The organism is Polaromonas sp. P1_F2 (assembly GCF_056405735.1).
Map to the genome: position 1 here is coordinate 57,135 of NZ_JBFUBN010000003.1, position 26,035 is coordinate 83,169.

Sequence of the window (26,035 nt, forward strand, 5' to 3'; positions counted from 1 at the left end):
CCCCAAGGCGCCTGTCCCCTTGAGGGGAGGGGCGCTACACGAAGTGAGCGTCCGATAGGGGTGAACTTCCCTACCAGTTCCAGAGCGTGCCGTCGTGCTGCAGCCGGTTCACCGGCAAGTAAGCGCGCTGGTACGGGTATTTGGCGGCCAGCTTTTCGTCGATCTCCACGCCGTGGCCCGGTGTTTCGCCGCAGTGCATGAAACCCTTGTCGAAGCGGTAGCTGTGCGGGAAGACCTCGTCGGTCAGCTCGGTGTGGCGCATGTATTCCTGCACGCCGAAGTTGGGCACCCAGGTGTCGAAATGCAGCGCCGCGCCCATGCACACCGGTGACAAATCGGTCGCGCCGTGGCAGCCGGTGCGCACCTGGTGCATGGAGGCGAAGTCGGCGATGCGCCGCAAATGCGTGATGCCGCCGGCATGCACGACGGTCGCGCGGATGTAGTCGATCAGCTGGTTCTGGATCAGGTCCTTGCAATCCCAGATGGTGTTGAAAATCTCGCCCACGGCCAGCGGCGTGGTGGTGTGCTGGCGGATCAGGCGGAAAGCCTCCTGGTTTTCGGCCGGCGTCGCGTCCTCCAGCCAGAAAAGGTGATACGGCTCCAGCGACTTGCCGAGCCGGCCGGCTTCTATGGGCGTCAGCCGGTGATGCGCGTCGTGCAGCAGATGGATGTCCGGCCCCACGGCCTGGCGCACCGCGTCGAACAGTTTCGGCGTGTGCAGCAGGTATTTTTCGCTGCTCCAGTCGTGCTCGCTGGGCAGGTTGCCGTCGGCCGGCTCGTAAAACATGCTGCCCTTGCCCACGCCATAAACCTTCTCGAGGCCCGGCACGCCGCTTTGCGCGCGTATCGCCTGGTAGCCCATTTCCTTGTAGCGCAGCACCTCGTCCACCGTGTGGGCGATGTCGCTGCCGTTGGCGTGGCCGTAGACCATCACGCCGTTGCGGCTGCGCCCGCCCAGCAGCTGGTACAGCGGCAGGCCGGCGGCCTTGGCCTTGATGTCCCAGAGGGCGGTGTCGACCGCGGCGATCGCGCTCATGGTCACCGGGCCGCGCCGCCAGTAGGCGCCCTTGTAGAGGTATTGCCAGATGTCTTCGATCTGGTGCGCGTCGCGGCCTATCAGGCAGGGGATGACGTGCTCGGTCAGGTAGCTCACGACCGCCAGCTCACGCCCGTTGAGCGTGGCGTCGCCGATGCCGGTCAGGCCTTCGTCGGTTTCAATCTTGAGGGTGACGAAGTTGCGGCCGGGGCTGCAGACGATGACGCGGGCGTTGGTGATTTTCATGAAAAGTCAGGGGGTAAAGAAAGAAAAAAGGCGGACAAGGCGGGATGGTGCTCAGCCGTTCCATCCCAGGTGGCCGAGGAAGTCGCGTGTGCGCGCGACCGTGGGGTTCTCGAAGATCTGCGTGGGCGGGCCTTCTTCCAGGATGGCGCCGTTCTCAAACACCACCACCCAGTTCGCCACGCGCTGGGCAAAACTCATTTCATGCGTGACGACGATCATGGTCATGCCTTCCTGGGCCAGCTTTTTCATCACGTTGAGCACTTCGCCCACGGTTTCCGGATCCAGCGCCGAGGTCGGCTCGTCGAACAGCATCACCTCAGGCTCCATCGCCAGCGCGCGGGCAATCGCCACGCGTTGCTGCTGGCCGCCCGAAAGGTTGGCTGGGAAGTTGCCGGCCTTGGACTCCAGCCCGACCTTCTCAAGCAAGACCATGGCGCGTTTGCGTGCGTCGGCCTCGCTCATGCCCAGCACGGTGATGGGGCCCATGGCCACGTTGTCCAACGCCGTCTTGTGCGGGAACAGCTCGAAGCTCTGGAACACCATGCCCATGCGCTGGCGCACTTTGCGCACCTCGGTTTCGCGCGTGGGCAGCGGAATGCCGTCCAGCAGCACGCGCCCGCCGTTGAGGGTCTCGAGCGCGTTGGTGCAGCGCAGCAGCGTCGACTTGCCCGAACCCGAAGGCCCGATCAGGCACATGACCTCGCCCTTGTTAACCTGCAGCGACACGCCGTTGAGCGCCACAAAGTCGCCGTACAGCTTGCGCACGTCTTCGTAGACCAGCACGGGCGGCTGCCCTGCGCCCTTGCGTGGTGCCGCTGCGGCGGCGGGGATCGTGCCTTGTGGGGTAGCTGATGTCATTCCTTGACTCCGTATTTTTTGTGGATCCAGTCCACGAGTTTTGCCTGGGGGTAGCCCATCAGCCAGTAGATCGCGGCCATGGCGGTCAGCATCTCCAGCACCCGGAAGGTCTGGGCGCGTATCTGCATCGAGGTGTAGGCCAGCTCGCTGACGGCGATCACCGACACCAGCGAGGTGTCCTTGAACAGCGAGATCCAGGTGCTGGCCAGCACCGGCAGGATGCGGTGCGCCGCTTGCGGGATCACCACCTTGAACATGGCCTGGCGGCGCGACATGCCCATGGCGAGCGCCGCTTCCATCTGGCCCTTGCGGATGGAGTTGATGCCGGCGCGGAAGGTCTCGGCGTTGTAGGCCGAGATGTTGAGCACCAGCGCGACCAGCGCCGTCGTGAGCGCGGAGAACTGCACGTCGAAGGCGATGGGCATCACGTAGAAGGCCCAGTAGATCACCAGGATCAGCGGCAGGTTGCGGAAAAATTCGACAAAGGCCAGCGAAGCCGAACTCAGCAGTTTGTTGGACGACAGGCGCATCAGCGCCAGCAATATGCCGCCCGGTACGGCCAGCAGCATGGTCAGCACCGTCAGGCCCACGGTCATGAGCGCGCCGTCCCACAGCGCGCCGCGGTGCGTCCAGATGACGTTCCAGTCGAAGTTCATGAGCGCCCCAGATGTGCGAGTTTTTGGTACATGCGGTCGACGACGCGGGTGACCGGGAACAGCACCAGGAAATACAGCACCATGACGGTCGTGAACACCTCGACCGGCCGATAGCTCTGGCCGGCCACGGTTTCGGCGCGGTGCATCAGCTCGGGCACGGCGATCACGGTGGCGATGGCCGTGTCCTTGATCGCCATGGTCAGCACCGAGCCGAAGGCCGGCAGCATGCGGATGGTGGCCTGCGGCAGGATGATCTTGCGCAGGATCTGCGCGCGCGACATGCCCAGCGCCAGCCCGGCGCGCGTCTGCCCGGGCCGTATCGACTCAATGCCGGCGCGGATGATCTCCGAGGCATAGGCCGCGATGTGCAGCGTCAGCCCCACCAGCGCGGCCCAGAAGGGAGGAAAGGTCACGCCGGCCAGCAGCGGGAAGGCGAAGTAAATCCACACCAGCACCACCAGGATGGGGATGGCGCGCATGGTGTCGACGTAAAAAACCAGCACGGTGCTGAGCCAACGCGGGCCGTAGAGGCGCAGCAGCGCGATCACCAGCCCCGACAGGATGCTGGTCACCGCGCTGACCACGCTGAGCAGCACAGTGATGCCCAGCCCGCCGGCGAAGAAGCGCCAGTTCTCGATGATCGGTGAAAAGTCCACGTCCATGAAAGGTCCGTCCGGGTTGAATGAGGAAGGGCGGCCCGCCTGCCAGGGCAGCGGGCCGCGCTGGCGGCACGGGGCCGGGCCGGATTTACTTGAGGTTCTGCGTCATGCGCACTTCTTCGGCCTGCAGTTGCGGCTCCATGCGTTTTTCGACTTCACGCAGCCAGTCCAGGTAGACCTGCTCGTTCTTGTTCACGCCCATGCCGGTTTTGATCTCGAAGATCTTGCTGTCCTGGCAGTTGTTTTCTTTCGGGAAAACCGCCAGGCCCTTGACCTTTTTGTTGATGTTGGGCCAGAGCATGCGGTTCAGCGGCGCGACGTCCGAGCGGCCGGCCAGCACCTCTTCAATCGGCGCGACCGAGCCCGAATTGGCCACGCCGCGCAGCTTGGCCTTGGAGAACTGCTCGCGCACCAGCGGCTCTTCGCCGGCGCCCGAGAAATAGGCCATGGTGATCTCGGGCTTGTTGAAGTCTTCCAGCGTCTTGGCATTCGTGAACTTAGGGTTGTCGGCACGGCCGAACATGCAGACGCCGGTGCTGGAGAAGGTCACGAAGTCGATGATCTTGGAGCGCTCGGCATTCTGGTTCAGCGGGCCGATCATGATGTCCATCTGGTTGGCGATCAGCGCCGGCACCTTGGTTTCGTGGCTGACCGGGACCGGCACGACCTTCACGCCCAGCAGCTTGGCGAACTCCTTGCCCAGCAGCCACGACGGGCCGGACCAGGGCTCGCCTTCGCCGGTGGTGTTCTGGGCGAGCCAGGGCGGGTTGTTGACCACGCCGACACGCAGCACGCCGGCCTTGCGGATCGCGTCTATGCGCGGGCTGGCGCCGGGCGCGGGCGGCGTCTGGGCGAAGGCGGCGGCCGATACGCCGGCGGCGACGGCGGCCAGCGCGAGATGCCGGCACAGGCGCAGGGAGGAGGTGATGCGGTTCATGGTTTGTCTCTTTCTCTTGGGTGAATGGGGGACGTTTTCCGGTGCTTTCCCGGTGTTTACTTGAGCGACTCGATCACGCGCTTTTCTTCGGCGGCGAGTTTGGGTTCCAGTGTTTTTTCCACCGCGCGCAGCCAGTCGAGATAGGCCTGCTGGTTCTTGTCGACAGCCAGGCCCACGGGCGAGGCTTTTTCCTTGCTGCCCTGGCAATTGTTCTCCTGCGGGAACACCGTCAGGCCCTTGACCTTCTGGTTCAGGTTGACCCAGGGCACCCGGTTGATGGGCGCCGCATCGGCGCGTTTGGCCATGATTTCCTCGACGGGTGCGGTGGCGCCCGAACTTGCAACGGCACGGAACTTGGCCTTGGGGAAACGCTCTTTCACCCAGTTCTCTTCGGCGCCGCCCGTGAAATAGGCGATGGTGATGTCCGGGCTGTTGAGGTCGTCCACCGACTTGACCTTGGCGAGCTTGTCATTGCCCGCGCGGCCGAACATGCAGACGCTGGTGGTGGAATAAATGACGAAGTCCACCACCTTGAGCCGCTCCGGCGTTTCGCCCAGCGGGCTGATGGTCATGTCGACCTGGTTGGCGGCCAGCACCGGCACCTTGGTTTCATGCGACACCGCCACCGGCACCAGTTTGACGTTCAACAGGCGTGCGTATTCGTTGGCCAGCGTCCAGGCCGGGCCGCTCCAGGCCTGGCCGCCACCCGTGGTGTTCTCGAGCAGCCAGGGCGAGTTCTGCAGAACGCTGACACGCAGTTCACCGGATTTTTTGATCGCGTCTATGCGCGGGCTGGCGCCGGCCGGGGGCGGCGCCTGGGCCAGCAGCGCGGTACCCGACAGACCCAGCAGCAGGCCGACCAGGGTGGCTTTGGGTTTCAGTTTTGGCATGTTCATCTTGTCTCTCTTGGTGTTGTTGGGGGAAGAACTGTCGGGGCTAAAAGCAAGGAAGTAGCGTTATCTCCAGGCTTGTGCAAATTCGCTGATTACGCGCTCGAGATGGGCGCGCATGGCGGCCCGGGCGGCGATGGGGTCGCGCGCCAGCAAGGCCTTGAAGATGCGCTGGTGGTCGGCGTGCGAGGCCAGGCGCAGCTCGGGCGTGTGGAAGTGGTGTTCGATCTTGGTCCAGACCGGGCCCTTGGCCTGAGCCCACATGGCGCTCACCATCTGCAGCAGCACGCTGTTGCCGGTGGACTCGGCGATGCGCAGGTGAAACAACTGGTCGGCCGCCTCGTTTTCTTCCTTGTTGTCGATGTGCTCGCGCATGTCGCTGAGCGCCGTGAAGATGCGGTCCAGGTCGCCGTCCTTGCGTGTTTCCGCCGCGACCGAGGCGATTTCCGACTCGATCAGGCAGCGCGCGCGCAGCAGTTCAAAAGGGCCGGGGCCGGTTTCCGACATGAAGGGCGAAGAGGCAGGGTTGCCGCGCACCTGCGTCACGTAAATGCCCGAACCGCCGCGCACCTCGACCACGCCCTGCAGCTCGAGCGCGATCATGGCTTCGCGCACCGAGGTACGGCTCACGTCAAAACGCTCGGCCAGCGCGCGCTCCGAGGGGAGCCGTTCGCCGAGCTTGAACTCGCCCTGGGCGATCAGCGCCAGCAGCTGCGTGGCCAGGCGCTGGTAAGAGCGGTCGGACAGTGCCCGGGGTGGGTTGGACGCGTCGTCCGGGGAGGCCGGCTGGATGAGTTGAAGTGCCATGGTGGCTCCAAAGTGGTTGGACCAATTATGGGATTTCAAGGCAATAAAGACCAATAGTGGTTTACCACTATGGCTAACTGGTCGGTCCAATTGTTCAATAAAGTCCTTTCATCGGCTGACACTAGGCATGCGCTCACTCTCTCAAACCGTGCTGGATAACGGGGCGGTTCCACCTTCCCTGCATCTCCCCGATTACCCGCGAAGCGCCCTGGCACCCGGCGTGCTGCACCTCGGCCTCGGCGCGTTTCACCGCGCCCACCAGGCCGTGGTCTTCGATGCCCTGCTGCAGGCCGGCGACCCGCGCTGGGGGGTGCTGGGCGTGGCCATGCGCAGCACCGGGCTGGCCGATGCGCTGGCCCGCCAGGACGGGCTTTACACCCTGCAAATCGCGAGCGCGGAAGGGCGGCGCTGGCAGCTGGTCGGCTCGGTGCTGAACACCTGTGTCGCGGCGCGCGAGCCGGACCGCGTCACCGCCGCCCTCGCTGCGCCGGCCACCCGCTGGGTCACGCTGACCGTGACCGAAAAAGCCTACGGCGCCGAGCTCGCGGCGCAGCTTGTGGCCGGCCTGGCCGCGCGCCATGCGGCCGGCCTGGGCGGCCTGACCATCGCCTCCTGCGACAACCTGAGCGGCAATGGCGGCAAGCTGCGCCAGCTGTGCCTGGACGCCGCAGCGGCCCAGGACACCGTGCTGGCGCAGTGGATAGAGAACAGCTGCGCCTTTCCCAACAGCATGGTGGACCGCATTGTCCCCGCGGCCACCGCGCAGCACCGTGACGACGCCGCCCGCGTGGCCGGCCTGGACGACGCCTGCGCCCTGGGCACCGAGGCCTTCTGGGAATGGGTGATAGAGCGCCACTTCGTGGACCCCGCCGACGGCGCTGCGCTGGCGGCCGCGGGCGTGCAGGTGGTCGAGGACGTCAGGCCGTTTGAAGAGGCCAAGCTGCGCATGCTCAACGGCAGCCACACCGCTATCGCGCTGATGGGCGCCGTCATGGGCCTGCCCACGGTGGCTGATTGCGTGGCCAACGCCGACATCCGCTGGTTCATCCATCACCTGATGACCGACATCGTGATGCCGCAGCTGCAGCGCCCCGGCCTGCCGGCCTACCGCGATGCGCTGCTCGCGCGTTTCGCCAACCCGGACCTGCACCACAAGGTGCACCAGATCGCCTCGGACAGTTCGCTCAAGATTCCTTTGCGCTGGCTGCCCACGCTGCAGGCCCGGCTGGCGGCCGGCGCCGATGTCGAGCCGCTGGCATTCGCGACCGCTGTCTGGATGCGCTACCTGCTGGCCGAAGACGGACAGGGCCGGCCTTATGCGATTTCAGACCCGGCCGGCGAGCGCCTGCAGGCGCTCGCGCAACAGCACCGCGGCGATGTCGCCGGCACCGTGGCGGCCTTGCTTGGGCAGCCGGCCATCTGGGGCGAAGTGCTCCCCGCCGACCCGCGCTGGACTTCACGCGTGGGCTTCTGGCTGGAACGCATCCAGGCCCTGGGGGTCGGCGAGGCGCTCGCGCAATTCAAATCCGGGCACGCGCCCAAACCTCAACCCTGAACACGGAAATATTTCAACCATGATCCCCCAACATCCTCCCATCCGAGATCAGGTCGCCCTCGTCACCGGCGCCAATGCCGGCATGGGCTTGGCGACCGTGCGCGCGTTGCTCGACGCGGGTTACCGCGTTGCGGCAACCGACCTGCGCACGGAAGCTGTGACCAGCGAACTGGCCCACCACGGCGACCGGCTGGCCTGCTTTGTCATGGACGTGAGCGACCATGCCCAGGTGCATTCGGCCTGCGATCAGATCGAAAAGCATTTCGGACGCATCGACGTCTGCGTCAACAACGCGGGTTTCCTGCAGTACGCCAACTGCGAGCAGACCACACCCGAACTCTGGCACAAGACGCTGAGGATCAATCTGGATGGCGTGTTCTACGTGAGCCAGCGCGTGGCCCCGGGCATGAAGGCGCGCGGCTTCGGCCGCATCGTCAACATCTCGTCTTTCGGTGCGAAGACCGGCGGCCTGTCGCCGCTGCCCGCTTATGCGGCCAGCAAGGGAGGCGTCACGTCCCTGACCTTCAGCTTCGCGCGTGAATACGCGCCCTTCGGCGTGACCTGCAATGCGCTGGCCCCTACCTTTGTAAAAACCCAGATGCTGACCGAACAGGTCAGCGCCGAGCGGCAGGCTGAGCTGCGGCAAAAGATTCCGGTGGGCCGTTTCTGCGAGCTTGAAGAACTGGCGCACAGCGTGCTGTTCCTGGCCCATCCCCTGAGCGGCTTTATCACCGGCGAGGTGCTGGATTTGAACGGCGGCCTGCAGTTCGACTGAGGGATCAGTTCGCCAGGCCCACCTTGGCGGCGGCGCCGACGATCTCTTCCCAGGTGCTGGCGTCGATCTCGATGCCGTCCCGTTCGCGCTCCACGCGCGCGCGGCGTTCGGGTTCTCCGGCGATCTGCACGGCTTGTACGCCGTCGGCCGGCGGGCTTTTGCGCAGCCATTCGACAAAGGCCAGAGCCTCGGTTTCCATCGCCGATTGTGTGCCCAGCTTGCCGGGGTCAATCAGGATGGTCAGCATGCTGTTGTAGACGGCGCGTGTGCCCACTGTCGGGTGGTGCCAGGTGCCGCCGCCGGTCAGCGCGCCACCCAGCAGTTCGCAGGCCACGGCCAAGCCGTAACCCTTGTGCTCGCCGAAAGGCATCAGTGCGCCGAAAAATCCATTGGCCTGCGGCACCACCACCACGCCGGGGTCGGTGGTCGGCTGGCCGTGCTCGTCGATCAGCAGGCCGGGCTGTACTGACTTGCCCTGGTTGTGCGCGACGCGCATCTTGCCCTGGGCCACGCGGCTGGTGGCGAAGTCCAACACAAAGGGCGGGCTGTCTTTCAGCGGTATGCCGATGCAGCAGGGGTTGGTGCCGTAGCGGCCGTCGGCACCGCCCCAGGGCGCGACCACCGGCCGCGTCATGACGTTGACGAAGTGCAGCGACACCAGGCCCTGGGCCACGGCCATCTCCGCGAAATGGCCTATGCGCCCCAGGTGGTGCGATTCGGCCAGCGCCAGGATGCAGCTGCCTTGTTCCTTGGCGCGGGCCATGCCCAGCAGCATGGCCTGCTCGCCGACCACCTGGCCGTAGCCGCGCTGGCCGTTGAGGCTCAGCAGCGCACCGGCGTTGAGCACCGTCTTGACCTGTGCATTGGGCGTGAGGCCGCCTTCAAGCACCGCGTCCACATAGCGCGGCAGCATGCCCACGCCGTGCGAGTCGTGGCCGCTGAGGTTGGCCATGACCAGGTTGGATGCGACTTTTTCGGCTTCTTGCGCCGAACTGCCGGCGGCGACGAGGATGCGGGCGCAATGGGCCCGCAGGTCTGAGGCTTGGATGTTTTTTTGCATGAAGCGAGACTGGAATGGAATTTACATCACGGCGCCGACTTGCCAGGGCACAAACTCGTTCTGGCCGTAGCCATGCTTTTCGCTCTTGCTGGGTTCGCCCGAGGCGGTGGCCAGCACCATGTCAAAAATGCGTTGCCCCATCTCCTGCACCGACACGCCAGCGTCGATGATCTCGCCGCAGTTGATGTCCATGTCTTCTTCCTGCCGCTTCCACAGCGCCGAATTGGTGGCGAGCTTGAGCGAAGGCGAGGGCGCGCAGCCGTAGGCCGAACCGCGGCCGGTGGTAAAGCAGATGATGTTGGCGCCGCCGGCCACCTGGCCCGTGGCGCTGACCGGGTCGTAGCCGGGGGTGTCCATATAGACAAAACCGTGCGCGCCCACGGGTTCGGCGTATTCATACACCGCCTCGAGGTTGGAGGTGCCGCCCTTGGCGACCGCGCCCAGCGATTTTTCGAGGATGGTGGTCAGGCCGCCGGCCTTGTTGCCCGGCGAGGGGTTGTTGTTCATTTCGCCATCGTTGATCTGGGTGTAGTGCTCCCACCATTTGATGCGCGAGATCAGTTTCTCGGCGATGTCGGGGCGCACGGCGCGCCGCGTGAGCAGGTGCTCGGCGCCGTAGATCTCGGGCGTTTCGCTGAGGATGGCGGTGCCGCCGTGGGCCACCAGCAAGTCCACCGCCGCGCCCAGCGCCGGGTTGGCGCTGATGCCTGAATAACCGTCGGAGCCGCCGCACTGCAGGCCGATCGTGATGTGGGCGGCGCTGCAGGGCTCGCGTTTCACGGCGTTGGCCTGCGGCAGCATTTCCTTGATCATGGCGATGCCCTTGGCCACGGTCTTGGCCGTGCCGCCCGTGTCCTGGATGCTGAAGACGCGCAGGGTTTCGCCCTCGCGCAGGCTGCCGTGGGCCAGCCAGGCGTTGATCTGGTTGGACTCGCAGCCCAGGCCCACCACCAGCACGCCGGCGAAGTTGGGGTGCGTGGCGTAACCCGTCAGCGTGCGCTGCAGGATCTGCAGGCCCAGGCCGTCGCTGTCCATGCCGCAACCGGTGCCGTGCGTGAGCGCCACCACGCCGTCGACGTTGGGAAAATTTTTGAGCGCTGAAGGATTGTTCTGCCGCGAGAAATGGTCGGCAATCGCGCGCGCGGCCGTGGCCGAGCAGTTCACGCTGGAGAGGATGCCGATGTAGTTGCGCGTGGCCACGCGGCCGTCGGGCCGCTTGATGCCCATGAAGGTCGCCTCCCGTTTGGCCGGCGCCGGCTTCACGTCGGCGCCGAAGGCATAGTCGCGCGCGAAGTCGCCCTTGTCGGGCCCCATGTCCAGGTTGTGTGTGTGCACGTGCTCGCCGGGCGCGATGGGCTTGCTCGCGAAACCGATGATCTGGTTGTAGCGCCGCACTGGCTCACCCGCGGCCAGCGCGCGCGTGGCGATCTTGTGGCCGGCGGGGATCAGGCCGCGCACGGCGACGTTTTCGACCTGGGTGCCGCCCACCAGCTGGGCGCGGGCAATCAGGACGTCGTCGGCGGGGTGCAGGCGGATAAAGGGCGTGGCGGGGGTCGTGGTCGTCATGGAAGTCATCGTGAAGTTATGGGACGGTTGTACCCCAATCAATAAAACATCTTCGGTAGCCAGAGTACTGCTTTCGGGAAGTAGGTGATGATGCCCAGGCTCAGCAGCAGCGGCACCAACCAGGGCAGGATGGCGATGGTGGTGCGTTCCACCGACAGGTTGGCCACGCGCGCCAACACAAACAGCACCATGCCCATGGGCGGGTGCAAGAGGCCGATCATCAGGTTGAGCACCATGACCAGGCCGAAATGCACCGGGTCTATGCCCAGCTGCGCGGTGATGGGCAGCAGGATGGGCACCAGGATGGTGATGGCGGCCGTGGGTTCCAGGAAGCAGCCAACGAAGAGCATCAGCAGGTTGGCCAGCAGCAGGAACACCCAGGGGCTCTGGGTAAAGCCCAGCACCCAGGCGGCGATCGCCGTGGTCACGCCGGTGGCTGTCAGCATCCAGCCGAAGATGGACGCGGCCGCCACGATGAAGAGCACGGTGGAGGTGGTTTCAACCGTATCCAGGCAGACCTTGACGAACATCTTGAACTTGAGCGCCTTGTACCAGAAGAAGCCCAGCACCATGGCCCAAACACAGGCCGCAATCGCGCCTTCGGTGGGCGTGAAAAGGCCGGTCGTCATGCCGCCTATCAGCAGCACTGGTGTCATGATGGGCAGCACGGCCTCGAACTTAAAAATCTTGTCGAGCACGAACAAGGCGATGAGCCCGGCAATCACCGTGACCTGCGCGGGCGCGCCGGCCTTGCTGATCAGCAGCCACAGCACCAGTGGCCAGGCCGCGACCACGCCCAGCTCTATCAGGGCTTTGCCCAGCTTGCTGGCCGAGAACTTGATGTCGGCGCCCCATTTGTTCTTGTGGGCGAAGTAGGCCACGGTCAGCATCATCAGCACCGCCATCAGCAGGCCCGGCAACAGGCCGGCCAGGAACAGCGCGCCAATCGACACATTGGCCATCATTCCGTAGATCACAAAAGGCAGGCTGGGCGGGATGATGGGGCCCAGCGTGGCGGAGGCGGCCGTCACGCCGACCGCGAATTCCGACGAATAGCCGTGCTCCTTCATGGCCTTGATCTCGATGGTGCCCAGGCCGGCCGCGTCGGCGATCGCCGTGCCGCTCATGCCGGCGAAGATCACCGAGCCCAGCACGTTGACGTGGCCCAGGCCGCCCTTGAGCCAGCCCACCAGCGCCAGCGCGAAGTTGTAGATGCGGGTGGTGATGCCGGCATTGTTCATCAGGTTGCCGGCCAGGATGAAAAAGGGAACGGCCAGCAGCGGGAAGCTGTCTATGCCCGACACCATGCGGTGGATCACCACAAAGGGCGGCAGGTTGCCGGTGACCAGGATGTAGACCAGCGAGGCGCCCGCCATGGCGATGGCGACCGGGATGCCGGCGCCCATGAAGATCAGGAAAAATATTTTGAGCATGATGGTGCAGTGAGCTTCGCGCTCAGCGGTCTTCCATGGTGGATTCGGGGCGTTCCAGCACGCTGTAGCCGCGGCGGTAATGAATCAGGGCGACCTGCAGCGAGCGCACCAGCATGGCGGCAAAACCCAGCAGGCACAGGCCGTACACGATGTTCATGGGCAGGTCGACGATGGTCATGCGGGTCTGGTTGCCGATTTTTTCCATCATCTGCACGGTCATGAACACGGCAGCGCCGTAAAAGGCGATGCGCAGCACGTCTGTCACCGTCGACATGACGCGGCCCATCTTCGCGGGCATGTGGCGGTAGAAAAAATCCACCTGGATGTGGTTGTTCTTGGCCACGCCTATGGCTGCGCCTATGAACACCACGGCGATCAGCTCATACCGGGCGATCTCTTCTGTCCACGCGGCGGAGTCGTTGAAGACGTAACGCGTGATGAACTGGTACAGCACGGTGGCGCCCAGCACCCAGAAAAACGCCAGGGCCATCCAGCCTTCGACGGTGACGGTGGACAGGTCCACCGCCTCGTCCTCGGTATGGAATGAACCGTCGTCGCTGATGATTTTTTCAGTCATCGTGTTTCCTTTGTTTTTGCCTTGCCAGCAGAGCGGGGTAGTCGTCCGGAAAGCGTAGCGAGCGGTCCGAGGTCGCGTCGAGAAGCGCAGCCGTACTCCGGTACGGCGAGCATCACAGGCGCGAGATCGGGCCGCGCAGTAGCTTTACGGGTGGCTACCTACTTCAAATTAATAATGCGGTCGTAATCGGCTTGACGATAACCCTGGTCCGCAGGGGAAGTGTTCTTCAGCACCGCCGCACGGAAGGCGTTCTTGTCGACCGTGATCACGTTGTTGCCTTTTTTCTTGAACTCTTCGACCAGCCGGGCTTCCGAGGCGATGATCTCGCGGCCGGTTTTTTCGGCGGCTTCCAGCATCACGTCGCTGAAGATCTTTTTCTCGTCGGCGCTGAGCTTGCCCCAGAGCTGGCCCGAGACCACGGTCAGCAGCGAGTCGACGATGTGGCCGGTCAGTGAAATGTTCTTCTGCACTTCATAGAATTTTTTCGCTTCGATGGTGGGCAGCGGGTTCTCCTGTGCGTCCACCGTGCCGTTTTGCAGCGCCAGGTAGACCTCGGCAAAGGCAATCGGGGTCGGGTTGGCGCCCAGCGCCTTGGGGAAAGCCATATAGGCCGGCGCGTCGGGCACGCGGATCTTCAGGCCCTTCATGTCTTCGGGCTTGGTGATGGGGCGCGCGGCGCTGGATGTCACGTGGCGCGCGCCGTAGTAATTGAGCGCGGTGATGTGGTTGCCGCTTTTCTGGTCGTAGCCGGCGGCCAGTTCCCTGAACACATCGCTGTTGGCGAACTTGAGCTGGTGCTCGGCGTCGCGGAAGATAAAGGGGAAATAGCCAATCGCCAGCGGCTGGTAGGTGCGGCCGGCAAAACTCGCGCCCGTGAGGATGATGTCCACGGTGCCCAGGGTCAGGCCCTGGTTGATGTCGGCCTCCTTGCCCAGCGTGGAGGCCGGGAACACCTGGATCTCATACTTGCCGTTGGTGCGCTTCTTGATTTCGTCGCCGGCCCAGACCGACCACTTGTGGAAGGGCTCGGAGGTTTCATAGACGTGCGCCCATTTGAGCTTGGTCTGCGCCGAGGCAATGCCGGAAAAGCCCAGGGCTCCGGCCATCAGCGCGCAGGCGGCGATGGCTTTGACGGCGAATCGTTTGTTGTGGAATGCATTCATGGTTGTCTCCTCAAAGGGTGTTGCTGGCATGAAAGGGGAAAACCGGCGTGCGCGCCAGCACGCACGCCGTGAAGCCGGGGTCTGTTGCCTCAGTTCTTCAGATTGAGCTTGGTCACGAGTTGCTTGAAGGTGTCGTTGTCGCGCACCATCTGCGCCTTGAAGGCGGGGCCGTCGGCATAGGCGTAGCCCAGGTTGAGCTTGTCCATGACCTCGCGCATGATGGGCTCTTCAGCCGCCTTCTTGCTGAAGGCCCGGATGGTTTCCACGACTTCAGGCGGCGTACCTTTGGCCACGCCGAGGCCGCGCCACGTGCCGATGGACAGATCGATGTTGCGTTCCTTTAGCGTCGGCACGTTCTCGAAACCCTTGACGCGCTGGTCGGCCATCACGCCGAGGATTTTCAGCTTGCCGGCGGCCACGTGCACCGCGACTTCGGCCGGGCTTACGCCCACGGCGTCCACATGGCCGCCCAGCAGGGCCAGCACGGCGGGGCCGGCGCCCTGGAAGGGAATGTGGTTGAACTTAGCGCCGGTTTTTTCTTCCAGCGAGGCGGCGGCCAGGTGCCAGATCGAGCCGTTGCCGGCGTTGCCGACCTTCACGTCGCTGCCGGTCCTTTTGGCGGCGGCCAGGAAGTCTTCAATCGTGTTGTAAGGCGAATCCGCGCGCACCGTGATGGCGGCCGGGTCGGCGTTGAGGCGGGCAATCGGGATGAAGTCGTCCTGCGTGATCTTGGTGATGCCCATGTGCGGCAGTATGGTCACCTCGACGAAGAGCATGGCGATCTTGTAGCCGTCGGGCTTGGCGTTCACCACGTCGGCCAGGCCGATGGCGCCGCTGGCGCCCGGCTTGTTGTAGACCACCAGCGATTGTGTGGTGTATTTTTTGGCCGCTTCGGCATAAGCGCGCGCCAAAGAGTCGGTGCCGCCGCCTGGCTGGAAGGCCACCATCACTTCAATCGGTTTGTTGGGGTAGGGCTGGGCCCAGGCGCCGCCGCAGAGGCCGGTGAGCAGCAGGGCCGCGGCCAGCCGTTGGGTGCGGGTCAGGAAGTTCATGCTTTGTCTCGCTTTCTTTCTTATGGATCAAGTTGCTGTTGAGGGGAAATCTCCGGGTGCGGGATGCTTCTTCTTATTTCTTGGGTGCTTTTGCTTGCTTGGTGGTCCGGCGCCAGCTCACGCTGAAACGCTTGTGCGACTGGTCCATGTGCTCGTGCATGGCCGCGCGCGCGGCGTCGGGATTGTGGTTGCGCACCGCCTCAAGAATCGCCTCGTGCTCCGCGATCGCCGAGCGCCAGGAATCCACGGTCTCAAAATGGCCGCCAAGGCGCTCGAACAGCGGGCCGCGCCGCGAGTCCCAGAAGCGCTGTATGGTTTCAATCAGCACCACGTTGCCGCAGGACTCGACGATGGCGCTGTGAAAGGCGCGGTCGCCGTTCAGCGGCAGCACGCCGCGGTCGGCATCCAGCTTCATGCTGGCAATGGCCTTGTCCATGGCGTCGATGTGTTTGCGTTTGGCCTGGGTGGCGGCCATGGCGGCGACCTCGCCTTCGACCACGCGGCGCGCGCGTATCAATTCCAGCGGGCCCCATTCATCGGGCGGGATCTGTTCGGCCCGGCTGTTGCCGTGGCTGGGCGCCTTGCTGCGGTCCAGCACGTAGACGCCGGAGCCGGTGCGCACCTCGACCCAGCCCTCGACTTCCATCGCGATCAGTGCTTCGCGCACCGAAGGCCGGCTCACGCCCAGCTGCCGCGCCAGGTCGCGCTCGGCCGGCAGGCGCGCGCCCACGGCCCATTCGCCGGCGGAGATCAGCGTGCGCAACTGCTCGGCGATCTGGCGGTACAGGCGTTGCGGTTCGACGGTCTGCAGGGGCATGGGTGAAAAAAGCGGAGGGGAGGGGCGGCTTAAGGGTTAGCCAGAATTGGACAAGTGGTCAGGCCAATTGATAATCCCATGAAACCCCCCGGCCAACATCCGGCAAAACCCTGTAGGAGCACTGATGAGACTTGAAGGAAAAAAAGCACTGGTCACCGCGGCGGGCCAGGGCATTGGGCGCGCCAGCGCGCTGGCGCTGGCGGCCGAAGGCGCGCAGGTCTGGGCCACCGACCTGAACCCCAAGCTGCTGGAAAGCTACCAGGGCGTGGCCAACGTCACCGCGCTGCCGCTGAATGTGCTCGACAAGGCCGCCATCCACAAGCTGGTGGGCGGCCTGCCGGCGCTGGACGTGCTGTTCAACTGCGCGGGTTTTGTACACGGCGGCACGGCGCTTCAGGCCACCGACGAAGACCTCGAGTTCGCCTTCCAGCTCAATGTGCGCGCGCAGTTCTGGATGATCCAGGCCGTGCTGCCGAAAATGCAGGCTAAAAAAGGCGGCAGCATCATCAACATGGCCAGCGTCTGCGGCAGCATCAAGGGCCTGCCCAACCGCTTTATCTACGGCACGACCAAGGCCGCGGTGATCGGCCTCACCAAAAGCGTCGCGGCCGACTTTGTGGCCGACGGCGTGCGCTGCAATGCGATCTGCCCCGGCACCGTCGACACGCCCTCGCTGCAGGACCGCATCAACGCCAACGACGACCCGGTGGAGGCGCGCAAGGCCTTCATCGCACGCCAGCCGCTGGGCCGCCTGGCCCAGGCGCATGAAATCGCGCCGCTGGTGGTGTTCCTGGCCAGCGACGAAGCCGCCTTTGTGACCGGCCAGGCCTACAACATCGACGGCGGCATCACCATATGAACCAGCTCGACCTGAAGGGGCGGCACGCCGTCATTACAGGTGGTGCGGTCGGCCTGGGCTTTGCGGTTGCGCAGCGCGTGCTGGCTTCGGGCGGCACGGTCACCTTGTGGGACATCAATCCCGAAGCGCTGGCCAAGGCCAAAGAGGCGCTGGGTGCGGGTGTGCACACCGTGGCCGTCGATGTCAGCAGCCATGCCAGCGTGGTGGAGGCGGTCAAACAGACGGTTGCCCACAACCCGGCCATTGATGCCCTGGTCAACTCGGCCGGCATCACCGGCCCCAACGTCAAGCTCTGGGACTATCCGCCCGAGCAGTGGATGCAGGTGCAGCAGGTCAACCTCAACGGGTTGTTCTTCTGCTGCCGCGAAGTCGTGCCGCACATGCGCGCGCGCAACTATGGGCGCATCGTCAACATCGCCTCGGTCGCCGGCAAGGAGGGCAACCCGAATGCCAGCGCCTACAGCGCCAGCAAGGCCGCGGTGATCGCCCTGACAAAATCGTTGGGCAAGGAACTCGCCGACACCGGCGTGCGCGTCAACTGCGTCACGCCGGCCGCCGTCAAGACGCCGATTTTTGAGCAGATGACGCCGGAGTTCATACAGTTCATGCTTTCTAAAATCCCCATGGGCCGCTTTGGCATGCCCGATGAGGTGGCCGCCATGGTGAGCTGGCTTTGCACCGAAGATTGCTCTTTTTCGACCGGCGCCGTGTTTGATCTGTCGGGCGGCCGCTCTACATACTGACTTATCGATCCTCTCTTTATTCATCAAAAGGAAAACCATGAAACTCGTTCGTTATGGCAACCCCGGCAAGGAAAAGCCCGGCCTCATCGATGCCAATGGCAAGCTGCGTGACCTGAGTGGCGTCATCAAGGACATCGGCCCCGAGCAGCTGGGCGACGCCGCGCTGGCCAAGCTCGGCAAGCTTAAGACCGACAAGCTGCCGCTGGTCAAGGGCTCGCCGCGCTACGGCAGCCCGGTCACCGGCACGCGCAAGTTCATCGCCATCGGTCTGAACTACGCCGACCACGCCGCCGAATCCGGCCTGCCGATTCCGGCCGAGCCCGTGGTCTTCATGAAAGCCACCAGCTGCATCCAGGGCCCCAACGACCCCATCATGCTGCCCAAGAACTCGGTCAAGACCGACTGGGAAGTCGAGCTCGGCGTGATCATCGGCAAGCAGGCCCGCTACGTCTCGCAGAAATCCGCGCTGGACCACGTGGCCGGCTATTGCACCATCAACGACGTCAGCGAACGCGAATTCCAGATCGAGCGCGGCGGCACCTGGGACAAGGGCAAAGGTTGCGACACCTTCGGCCCCCTGGGCCCCTGGCTGGTCACGCGCGATGAAGTGCCGAATCCGCAAAAGCTGTCGATGTGGCTGGAAGTCAACGGCAAGCGCGTGCAGAACGGCAGCACCAAGACCATGATCTTCAGCGTCGCGAAAATCGTCAGCTACGTGAGCCAGTTCATGACGCTGGAACCCGGCGACGTCATCACCACCGGCACGCCGCCCGGCGTCGGCCTGGGCATGAAACCGCCGGTTTTCCTGAAGAAGGGCGACACCGTGTCGCTGGGCATCGAAGGCCTCGGCGAGCAGCACCAGACGGTGGTGCCGTTCAAGCGGTAAGCATGCGGATGGTGATTGCGCAGGCCTAGGGTCTGCGTAATCGCCTGTAATCGACAGGCCGTGTGCGCCGCCGGAATATCAGTTTCCCTGAAACTGATATGGAGCCAACATGCCAAACCAAGTCTTCGATCGCGGCCACACCGCAAACCTTGGGGCCAACACCGTCCCAGGCAACCTGCAACTGATCGGCGTAGGCGCCAGCTACACCATCGCCATCAATGGGGGCGCGGCAGTCGCCCATGTGATCGCAATCGGCCACGTCGACAGCTACCCGATCAACAACCAGCCTGTTTCCATCACGAACACCACAGGCGCGGCAGGCCCAGCCAACATGACCTTGATTTGGTAGCCGATTCCACCTCTCGTGCTGGATTGACAAGTTCCAGCGGGCAGCTGCGGAACCGGCTTTGCCGGGCCGCAGGCGCCGCCCCTGAGGGAGGAGCAGGCTATACGAAGTGAGCCTGAAAGAGGGGGAGGGCTCTGGGGTTTACCCTATCCACGGTTAGAACTGGGTCCCTATAAGCAGGCACCCAACAACCCCTGCTTGCCCATGGTCATCAAAGTGTTGCAAAATAGAACGACCGTTCGTTTTATTTTGTAGCACCCCATGCCCGTCACAGAACTCCCCGCCAAAGCCTCCCGCGCCCCCGTTGCGGGCAGCGCCGTGGCCAAAAGCCAGCAAAAAGGCCAGCAGACCAAGGCGGCCATTGTGGATGCGGCCCTGGGCCTGGCGACGCAAATCGGCCTGGAGGGCCTGAGCATAGGCGCGCTGGCCGAGGTCATGCGCATGAGCAAGTCCGGCGTGTTCGCGCATTTCGGCTCGCGCGAGGAACTGCAGATCTCGGTGATTCGTGAATACCACGTGCGTTTCGAGGAAGAGGTCTTCTTCCCGGCGCTGCAGCAGCCGCGCGGCCTGCCGCGTCTGGCGGCGCTGTTCCACAACTGGATGAAACGCACCTCGCTCGAAATCGATTCGGGCTGCCTTTACATCAGCGGCGCCGTCGAGTTCGACGACAGGCCGGGCCCGGTGCGCGATGCGCTCGCGGGTTCGGTGCGCACCTGGCTGGCCGCCATGTACCGCGCCGTGGTGCAGGCCAAGGAGGCCGGCCACCTGCGGCCCGACGCCGATGAACACCAGATGGCCTTTGAAATCCACGGCCTGATCCTGGCGCTGCATTACGAGGCCCGCTTCCTGAAGACGCCGGGCTCCATGGACCGCGCCAACACGGGTTTTGCCAACATCCTGGGGCGCTACGGTGCTGACGCCGCCGCGCCTTCCATTCCGTCCACCTCTTCCGCTTCGCCCAAAAAAGCTTCGGGCAAAGCTTCCCCCTCCAAACCGGTTTAACGCTAAAGGACCCACTCCCATGCCACAGTACAGCCCACCCCTGCGCGACATGCAATTCGTCATGCACGAAGTGCTCAAGGTCACCGATGAATTCAAGGCCATCCCCAAGCACGCGGACGTCGACGTCGACACCATCAACGCGGTGCTCGAAGAAGCCGGCAAGTTCGCCGCCGAAGTGACCTTTCCGCTGAACATCAGCGGCGACGAAGAGGGCTGCAAGCTCGACAAGACCACGCACGAAGTCACGCCGCCCAAGGGCTTCAAGGAAGCCTATGCGCAGTACGTCGAAGGCGGCTGGGCCGCGCTGAGCTGCGACCCCGAATATGGCGGCCAGGGCCTGCCCTTTGTGCTGAACCAGTGCCTCTACGAAATGCTCAACTCGGCCAACCAAGCCTGGACCATGTACCCGGGCCTGTCGCACGGCGCTTACGAAGCCCTGCATGCCCACGGCACCGACGAGCAGAAAAAGCTCTACCTGCCCAAGCTCACCAGCGGCGAATGGACCGGCACTATGTGCCTGACCGAGCCGCATTGCGGCACCGACCTGGGCCTGCTGCGCACCAAGGCCGAACCGCAGCCCGATGGCACTTACCGCCTGACCGGCAACAAGATCTTCATCAGCGCCGGTGAGCACGACATGGCCGCCAACATCGTGCACCTGGTGCTGGCCCGCCTGCCGGACGCGCCCCAGGGCAGCAAGGGCATCAGCCTGTTCGCCGTGCCCAAGTTCAACATCGGCAAGGACGGCGCCCTCGGTTCGCGCAACGGCATCTACTGCGGCGGCCTGGAGCACAAGATGGGCATCCACGGCAACGCCACCGCGCAGATGGTGCTGGAAGACGCCGTCGGCACCATGGTGGGCGCGCCCAACAAGGGCCTGGCCGCGATGTTCGTGATGATGAACGCCGCCCGCCTGGGCGTGGGCAACCAGTCGCTGGGCCTGACCGAAGTGGCCTTCCAGAACGCGCTGGCCTACGCCAAGGACCGCATCCAGATGCGTTCCCTGTCCGGCGTCAAGGCCAAGGACAAGCCCGCCGACCCCATCATCGTGCACCCCGACGTGCGCAAGATGCTGCTGACGGCCAAGGCCTATGCCGAAGGCGGCCGCGCGCTGGCGATCTACTGCACGCTGCTGCTCGACAAGGAACTGAACCACCCCGACGAGAAGGTGCGCAAGGACTCCGGCGAAATCGTCGCCCTGCTCACGCCCATCGTCAAAGCCTTCCTGACCGACAACGGCCACATCGCCACCAACGCCTGCATGCAGGTCTTCGGCGGCCACGGCTTCATCAAGGAATGGGGCATGGAGCAGTTCGTGCGCGACAACCGCATCAACATGATTTACGAAGGCACCAACACCATCCAGTCGCTGGACCTGCTGGGCCGCAAGGTGCTGGGCAACAACGGCGCCACGCTGAAAAAATTCGGCAAGGTGATTGGCGCGCTGATCGCCGAGGAAGGCGTCAACGAGAAGATGGCCGAGTTCATCAACCCGCTGGCCTACCTGGCCGACCAGATGACCAAGTTCACCACCGAGCTGGGCTTCAAGGGCTTCCAGAACCCCGACGAAGTGGGCGCCGCCGCCGTCGACTACCTGCGCGTGGCCGGCCATCTGGTGTTCGGCTACTTCTGGGCGCTCATGGCACAAACCGCGCTGCGCGAGATCGCCGCGGGCAATACCGACAAGTTCTATGTGGCCAAGCTGCAGACCGCGCGTTTTTACTTCGCGAAACTGTTCCCCGAAACCGCGACGCTGATGCGCACGGCACGCTCGGGCAGCAAGGCGCTGATGGAAACCGACGAAGCACTGGCTTGATTTTTTTGAACAGGACAAGGAGACACCATGAAACACCCATTGCTCGCATTGACCCTGGGCCTGATGGCCATTCCGGCGCTGGCCCAGAACACGCCGGTCGGCCTGTGGCGCGGCTTCGACGAAAAAACCGGCGAGCCCAAATTCGAGGTTCGCATCGTTGAGAGCGGCGGCGTGTTGAACGGCAAGGTCGAAAAGCGGCTGTCTCCCGGCGTCAAGCCGGACGATGTCTGCACCGAATGCACTGACGACCGCAAGGACAAGCCGCGGCTGGGCCTGGAGATCATCCGCGGCGCGAAGAAGTCGCCCGACGCCGATGTCTGGGAAGGCGGCAAGATCCTGGACCCGGACAACGGCAAAAGCTACAACCTCAAGATGACCCCGGTTGAGGGCGGCAAGAAGATGGACGTGCGCGGCTCTTTTGGTCCTTTCGGCCGCACCCAGACCTGGACGCGTCTGCAATGAATGCCGCGCACATAAGGGCCAGCCATGGGTGAAGCGATTTCCCGTTTGTGGTCACGGCCCTTTGGCGCCGGTGGCGGCACACCGCCGGCCGCACGCCGCTGGTACGGCCACCATCTGCTCAAGAAGCCGTTTTTCGGACGCTTCATGAAGCCCTGGCGCTGGCCGGCGAACGTGCCGCAAGAAGGCTGGGAACGGGTGCGTATCGACAGCCGCAGCAGCAGCCGGCTCGAAGCCATCGTGGCGCGCACGCCGCTGGCCCCGCGCGGTGTCGTGGTGTGCGCCCATCCCATGGGCTTTGCCTGCAAAGGGTTCTGGTTGCGCCACGGCCACGCCCAGGCGCTGCTCGATGCGGGCTTTCATGTGGTGGCTTTCGACTTCAACGGTTTCGGTGAAAGCCCGTCGACCAATTTCGATTTTCCCGGCGACGCGATGTCGGTGGGCCTCTGGGCGCGCGCCGAATTCGCGGGCTTGCCGGTGCATGCGCTGACGGCGTCTTTCGGCGCCATCAACACGCTGAGCGCGATCGCCGAAGCGAATTTCCCTTACGACAAAGTGGTGGCCGAAGGCTGCCCGCCCACACTGCCCGATTTCTGGAAAGCTTACCCTTTTGCCCATGCGGTGCTCAACGTGATCCGGCGCATCAGTCCGCAAGGCGAGCTGCATCTGCGGCCCGTGCACCACCTCGCCAATATGCGCGACGTGGACGTGCTGCTGATCCACAGCCGGGGCGACCGCTGGACGCCGGTGCATTTTGGCGATGCGCTGCAGCAGGCCGCCTCGAGGCCCGAGCGCATCCAGCGCGTGATCCTCGACAAGGCCGACCACACCCACGGCATGCGCGACGAGCCGCAGCGCTACCGGGGCGCGGTGCTCGAATTTTTTAACCAGTCTTCTCCCACAAGGTCTTAACCATGTCACGATTCCAAGTCAAAAAAGTCGCCGTGCTCGGCGCCGGCGTCATGGGCGCGCAGATCGCCGCCCACCTGGCCAACGTCAAGGTGCCGGTCATCCTGTTCGACCTGCCGGCCAAGGAAGGCCCGAAGAACGGCATCGTCATCAAGGCGGTCGAAGGCCTGAAAAAACTCAAGCCCGCCCCGCTGGGCGTGCCCGAAGACGCGGCGCTGATCCAGCAGGCCAACTATGAAGAAAACATGGAGCTGCTGCGCGAATGCGACCTCGTCATCGAGGCAATCGCCGAGCGCATGGACTGGAAGACCGACCTGTACCACAAGATCGCGCCTTTCATCGCCGAAGGCGCCATCGTCGCCAGCAACACCTCGGGCCTGTCCATCACCAAGCTCAGCGAGGCGCTGCCTGAATCCATCAAGCCGCGCTTTTGCGGCATCCACTTCTTCAACCCGCCGCGCTACATGACGCTGGTCGAGCTGATCAACACGCCGACCACCGAACCCAAGGTGCTGGACGACCTCGAGGCATTCGTCACCAGCGCGCTGGGCAAGGGCGTGATACGCGCCCACGACACGCCCAACTTCATCGCCAACCGCGTCGGCATCGCCAGCATGCTGGCCACCATCAAGGAAGCCGAAGCCTTCAAGCTCAGCTACGACGTGGTCGACGACCTGACCGGCAAGAAGCTGGGTCGCGCGAGCTCGGGCACCTTTCGCACCGCCGACGTGGTGGGCCTGGACACCATGGCCCACGTCATCAAGACGCTGCAGGACAACCTCGGCCCCGGCAAGGTTGAAGACCCGTTCTCCGACATCTACGGCACGCCGCCCGTGCTGGCCAAGCTGCTGGAGTCCAAAAGCCTGGGCCAGAAGACCGGCGCCGGCTTTTACAAAAAGCAGGGCCGCGACATCCTGCGCCTGGACCCGGAAAGCATGGAGTACGTGCCGGCCGGCGCAAAGGCCAATGAGGTCGTGGGCCGCATGCTCAAGAAGCCCGCGGGCGAACGCCTGAAGCTCTTGCGCGAGGCCGAGGGCGCCGAAGCGCGTTTCCTCTGGGCCATCCTGCGCGACCAGTTCCACTACGCCGCCGTGCACCTGGAAAGCATTGCCGAAACCGCGCGCGACATCGATTTCGCGATGCGCTGGGGCTTTGGCTCCAAGCAGGGCCCCTTCGAACTCTGGCAACAGGCTGGCTGGAAACAGGTCGCCACCTGGATCCAGGAAGACATTGATGCCGGCAAGGCGCTGTCCAAGGCGCCGCTGCCCGAGTGGGTGTTCAAGGGCCCGGTGGCAGAGGCCGGCGGCGTGCACACCGAGCAGGGCTCGTGGAGCGCTTCCGCCAAGAAATTCATCCCGCGCCGCAAGCTGCCGGTCTACGAGCGCCAGTTCTTTCCCGAGGACGTGCTGGGCTCCAAGGCGCCGGCCTTTGAAACCGCCGGCACCACCTTGCATGAAGACGACGCGATACGCCTCTGGACGCTGGGCGGCGCGAACGACGACGTGCTGATCGCCAGCATCAAGACCAAGATGCACGCCATCAGCCCCGACGTGGCCGAAGGCCTAGCCATGGGCGTGGACCTGGCCGAGAAAAGCTACAAGGGCATGGTCATCTGGTCCAACGACGAGATGTTCTCGGCCGGCGCCGACCTGCAAGCCATGCTGCCCGCCTTCATGATGGGCGGCGCCAAGGCGATTGAAGGGGCCGAGGCCGAACTGCAGAATGTGATGCTCAAGCTGCGTTACGCGGCCGTGCCCGTGGTGTCGGCCATCCGCGGCATTGCGCTGGGCGGTGGCTGCGAAATGGCGGTCTACTCGGCCAAGCGCGTGGCCGCGATGGAAAGCTACATCGGCCTGGTCGAAGTCGGCGTGGGCCTGGTGCCTGGCGCCGGCGGCCTGACCTACATCGCGCGCCGCGCCGCGGAAAACGCCGGCACCTCGACCAACAAGGACATCTTGCCCTTCCTGACCGAAGGCTTCACTGCCGCGGCCATGGCCAAGGTCGGAACCAGCGCGATTGAAAGCCGCAAGATCGGCTATTTGCTCGACAGCGACGTGATCGTGCCGAACAAGGACGAGCTGCTCTTCGTCGCGCTCAACGAGGCGCGCGCGCTGTTCAACTCGGGCTACCGCGCGCCGCACAAGCGCCAGTTCCCGGTGGTCGGCCGCAACGGTTGGGCCACCATCAAGGGCCAGCTGGTCAATATGCGCGACGGCGGCTTTATCAGCGCGCACGACTTCCACATCGCGGGCCTGATCGCGGGTGTGGTCTGCGGCGGCGACGTGGATGCCGGCACCTTGGTGACGGAAGAGTATTTGATGACGCTGGAGCGCAAGGCCTTCTGCTCATTGCTCGAACACCCCAAGACCCAGGAGCGGATCATGGGAATGATGAGCACGGGCAAGCCCGTTCGTAACTGATGTCTGACCACAAGCCCAACCGCTTGGAGCGGCAGCTGGAACGGCTCACCGAAGTGCCGGCCTTCGCGCGCCCCTGGTTTCGCAACGTGGTGCTGCGCCGGGCCGTTCCCTTCACCGGTACCGCCGGCCTGGAGTTCGTCGAGATGACGACGGGCCGGGTCGAGATCGGCATTCGGAACGAGAAGAAGGTGCAGAACCACATAGGCGGCGTGCATGCCTCGGCCATGAACCTGCTGGCGGAAACCGCCACCGGCATGGTGGTCGGCATGAACGTGCGCGACGACTGCATTCCGCTGGCCAAGGAACTGAAGATGGCGTTCAGGAAGCGCGCCACCGGCGCCCTGCGCGCCGTGGCCACGCTGAGCGAGGCTCAGCGCACGGCCATGCAAGCCAGCGACAAGGGTGAAGTCACCGTGCCAGTCATCGTGACCGATGAAGCCGGCGTCAACCCGGTGGAATGCGAATTTGTCTGGGCCTGGATTCCATCCGGCCCACGGAAAAGTTAACC

Annotated in this window: 26 protein-coding genes; 12 read left to right on the forward strand and 14 right to left on the reverse strand. The window is 64.4% G+C overall.

What is annotated here, in order from left to right; all coding sequences use genetic code 11:
* Nucleotides 1-70 precede the first annotated feature (70 nt).
* The 7 genes from manD to AC1D0O_RS07285 form a co-directional block, all read right to left on the reverse strand.
* Nucleotides 71-1,282, reverse strand: coding sequence for a D-mannonate dehydratase ManD (gene manD / locus AC1D0O_RS07255; protein WP_477652871.1), 1,212 nt, complete (start codon nucleotides 1,280-1,282; stop codon nucleotides 71-73).
* A gap of 51 nt (nucleotides 1,283-1,333) precedes the next feature.
* On the reverse strand, nucleotides 1,334-2,140 hold the full coding sequence (locus AC1D0O_RS07260; RefSeq protein ID WP_477652872.1) for an amino acid ABC transporter ATP-binding protein: 807 nt from the start codon (nucleotides 2,138-2,140) through the stop codon (nucleotides 1,334-1,336).
* Nucleotides 2,137-2,796, reverse strand: a complete 660-nt coding sequence (locus tag AC1D0O_RS07265; RefSeq protein ID WP_477652873.1) for an amino acid ABC transporter permease — start codon at nucleotides 2,794-2,796, stop codon at nucleotides 2,137-2,139. Before AC1D0O_RS07265 ends, AC1D0O_RS07260 begins: the two co-directional genes overlap by 4 nt.
* Nucleotides 2,793-3,458: an amino acid ABC transporter permease gene (locus AC1D0O_RS07270; RefSeq protein WP_477652874.1), complete on the reverse strand. Its 666-nt coding sequence runs from the start codon at nucleotides 3,456-3,458 to the stop codon at nucleotides 2,793-2,795. The genes AC1D0O_RS07265 and AC1D0O_RS07270 overlap by 4 nt, the downstream gene beginning before the upstream one ends.
* A gap of 85 nt (nucleotides 3,459-3,543) precedes the next feature.
* Nucleotides 3,544-4,392, reverse strand: coding sequence for a transporter substrate-binding domain-containing protein (locus AC1D0O_RS07275; RefSeq protein ID WP_477652875.1), 849 nt, complete (start codon nucleotides 4,390-4,392; stop codon nucleotides 3,544-3,546).
* Nucleotides 4,393-4,448: 56 nt separating this feature from the next.
* Complete coding sequence (locus AC1D0O_RS07280; protein ID WP_477652876.1) at nucleotides 4,449-5,288, reverse strand: substrate-binding periplasmic protein; 840 nt, start codon at nucleotides 5,286-5,288, stop codon at nucleotides 4,449-4,451.
* Between the two features lie 60 nt (nucleotides 5,289-5,348).
* The gene (locus AC1D0O_RS07285) at nucleotides 5,349-6,089 is read right to left on the reverse strand and encodes a FadR/GntR family transcriptional regulator (RefSeq protein ID WP_477652877.1); all 741 of its coding nucleotides are present in this window, start codon (nucleotides 6,087-6,089) and stop codon (nucleotides 5,349-5,351) included.
* 127 nt (nucleotides 6,090-6,216) lie between these two features.
* Here AC1D0O_RS07285 and AC1D0O_RS07290 point away from each other — a divergent pair, with 127 nt between their 5' ends.
* Nucleotides 6,217-7,644, forward strand: coding sequence for a mannitol dehydrogenase family protein (locus AC1D0O_RS07290; RefSeq protein ID WP_477652878.1), 1,428 nt, complete (start codon nucleotides 6,217-6,219; stop codon nucleotides 7,642-7,644).
* Between the two features lie 19 nt (nucleotides 7,645-7,663).
* The gene (locus tag AC1D0O_RS07295; RefSeq protein WP_477652879.1) at nucleotides 7,664-8,419 is read left to right on the forward strand and encodes an SDR family NAD(P)-dependent oxidoreductase; all 756 of its coding nucleotides are present in this window, start codon (nucleotides 7,664-7,666) and stop codon (nucleotides 8,417-8,419) included.
* A 4-nt stretch (nucleotides 8,420-8,423) separates the two neighbouring features.
* Here AC1D0O_RS07295 and AC1D0O_RS07300 read toward each other — a convergent pair whose 3' ends face one another.
* The 7 genes from AC1D0O_RS07300 to AC1D0O_RS07330 form a co-directional block, all read right to left on the reverse strand.
* On the reverse strand, nucleotides 8,424-9,479 hold the full coding sequence (locus tag AC1D0O_RS07300; protein WP_477652880.1) for a malate/lactate/ureidoglycolate dehydrogenase: 1,056 nt from the start codon (nucleotides 9,477-9,479) through the stop codon (nucleotides 8,424-8,426).
* Between the two features lie 21 nt (nucleotides 9,480-9,500).
* Entirely contained in the window at nucleotides 9,501-11,045 is a 1,545-nt protein-coding gene (locus AC1D0O_RS07305) for a UxaA family hydrolase (RefSeq protein WP_477652881.1), read from the reverse strand.
* 38 nt (nucleotides 11,046-11,083) lie between these two features.
* Nucleotides 11,084-12,478: a TRAP transporter large permease gene (locus AC1D0O_RS07310; protein ID WP_477652882.1), complete on the reverse strand. Its 1,395-nt coding sequence runs from the start codon at nucleotides 12,476-12,478 to the stop codon at nucleotides 11,084-11,086.
* 22 nt (nucleotides 12,479-12,500) lie between these two features.
* Nucleotides 12,501-13,055: a TRAP transporter small permease gene (locus tag AC1D0O_RS07315; protein WP_477652883.1), complete on the reverse strand. Its 555-nt coding sequence runs from the start codon at nucleotides 13,053-13,055 to the stop codon at nucleotides 12,501-12,503.
* 158 nt (nucleotides 13,056-13,213) lie between these two features.
* Entirely contained in the window at nucleotides 13,214-14,218 is a 1,005-nt protein-coding gene (locus AC1D0O_RS07320) for a sialic acid TRAP transporter substrate-binding protein SiaP (protein WP_477652884.1), read from the reverse strand.
* Between the two features lie 89 nt (nucleotides 14,219-14,307).
* The gene (locus AC1D0O_RS07325) at nucleotides 14,308-15,270 is read right to left on the reverse strand and encodes a tripartite tricarboxylate transporter substrate binding protein (protein ID WP_477652885.1); all 963 of its coding nucleotides are present in this window, start codon (nucleotides 15,268-15,270) and stop codon (nucleotides 14,308-14,310) included.
* Nucleotides 15,271-15,343: 73 nt separating this feature from the next.
* A complete protein-coding gene (locus AC1D0O_RS07330; RefSeq protein ID WP_477652886.1) occupies nucleotides 15,344-16,087 on the reverse strand; it encodes a FadR/GntR family transcriptional regulator in 744 nt (247 codons plus the stop codon).
* Nucleotides 16,088-16,211: 124 nt separating this feature from the next.
* Here AC1D0O_RS07330 and AC1D0O_RS07335 point away from each other — a divergent pair, with 124 nt between their 5' ends.
* The 10 genes from AC1D0O_RS07335 (at nucleotide 16,212) to AC1D0O_RS07380 (ending at nucleotide 26,033) form a co-directional block, all read left to right on the forward strand.
* Complete coding sequence (locus AC1D0O_RS07335) at nucleotides 16,212-16,946, forward strand: SDR family oxidoreductase (RefSeq protein ID WP_477652887.1); 735 nt, start codon at nucleotides 16,212-16,214, stop codon at nucleotides 16,944-16,946.
* Nucleotides 16,943-17,689, forward strand: coding sequence for an SDR family NAD(P)-dependent oxidoreductase (locus AC1D0O_RS07340; protein ID WP_477652888.1), 747 nt, complete (start codon nucleotides 16,943-16,945; stop codon nucleotides 17,687-17,689). The genes AC1D0O_RS07335 and AC1D0O_RS07340 overlap by 4 nt, the downstream gene beginning before the upstream one ends.
* A gap of 37 nt (nucleotides 17,690-17,726) precedes the next feature.
* On the forward strand, nucleotides 17,727-18,575 hold the full coding sequence (locus AC1D0O_RS07345) for a fumarylacetoacetate hydrolase family protein (protein WP_477652889.1): 849 nt from the start codon (nucleotides 17,727-17,729) through the stop codon (nucleotides 18,573-18,575).
* Nucleotides 18,576-18,684: 109 nt separating this feature from the next.
* Nucleotides 18,685-18,924, forward strand: coding sequence for a hypothetical protein (locus tag AC1D0O_RS07350; protein ID WP_477652890.1), 240 nt, complete (start codon nucleotides 18,685-18,687; stop codon nucleotides 18,922-18,924).
* Nucleotides 18,925-19,182: 258 nt separating this feature from the next.
* Entirely contained in the window at nucleotides 19,183-19,923 is a 741-nt protein-coding gene (locus AC1D0O_RS07355) for a TetR/AcrR family transcriptional regulator (protein WP_477652891.1), read from the forward strand.
* Between the two features lie 19 nt (nucleotides 19,924-19,942).
* On the forward strand, nucleotides 19,943-21,739 hold the full coding sequence (locus AC1D0O_RS07360; RefSeq protein WP_477652892.1) for an acyl-CoA dehydrogenase C-terminal domain-containing protein: 1,797 nt from the start codon (nucleotides 19,943-19,945) through the stop codon (nucleotides 21,737-21,739).
* Nucleotides 21,740-21,766: 27 nt separating this feature from the next.
* Entirely contained in the window at nucleotides 21,767-22,201 is a 435-nt protein-coding gene (locus AC1D0O_RS07365) for a DUF2147 domain-containing protein (protein WP_477652893.1), read from the forward strand.
* A gap of 24 nt (nucleotides 22,202-22,225) precedes the next feature.
* Nucleotides 22,226-23,110: an alpha/beta hydrolase gene (locus AC1D0O_RS07370; RefSeq protein ID WP_477652894.1), complete on the forward strand. Its 885-nt coding sequence runs from the start codon at nucleotides 22,226-22,228 to the stop codon at nucleotides 23,108-23,110.
* Between the two features lie 2 nt (nucleotides 23,111-23,112).
* A complete protein-coding gene (locus AC1D0O_RS07375) occupies nucleotides 23,113-25,527 on the forward strand; it encodes a 3-hydroxyacyl-CoA dehydrogenase/enoyl-CoA hydratase family protein (protein WP_477652895.1) in 2,415 nt (804 codons plus the stop codon).
* Nucleotides 25,527-26,033, forward strand: a complete 507-nt coding sequence (locus AC1D0O_RS07380) for a DUF4442 domain-containing protein (RefSeq protein WP_477652896.1) — start codon at nucleotides 25,527-25,529, stop codon at nucleotides 26,031-26,033. The genes AC1D0O_RS07375 and AC1D0O_RS07380 overlap by 1 nt, the downstream gene beginning before the upstream one ends.
* Nucleotides 26,034-26,035 lie beyond the last annotated feature (2 nt).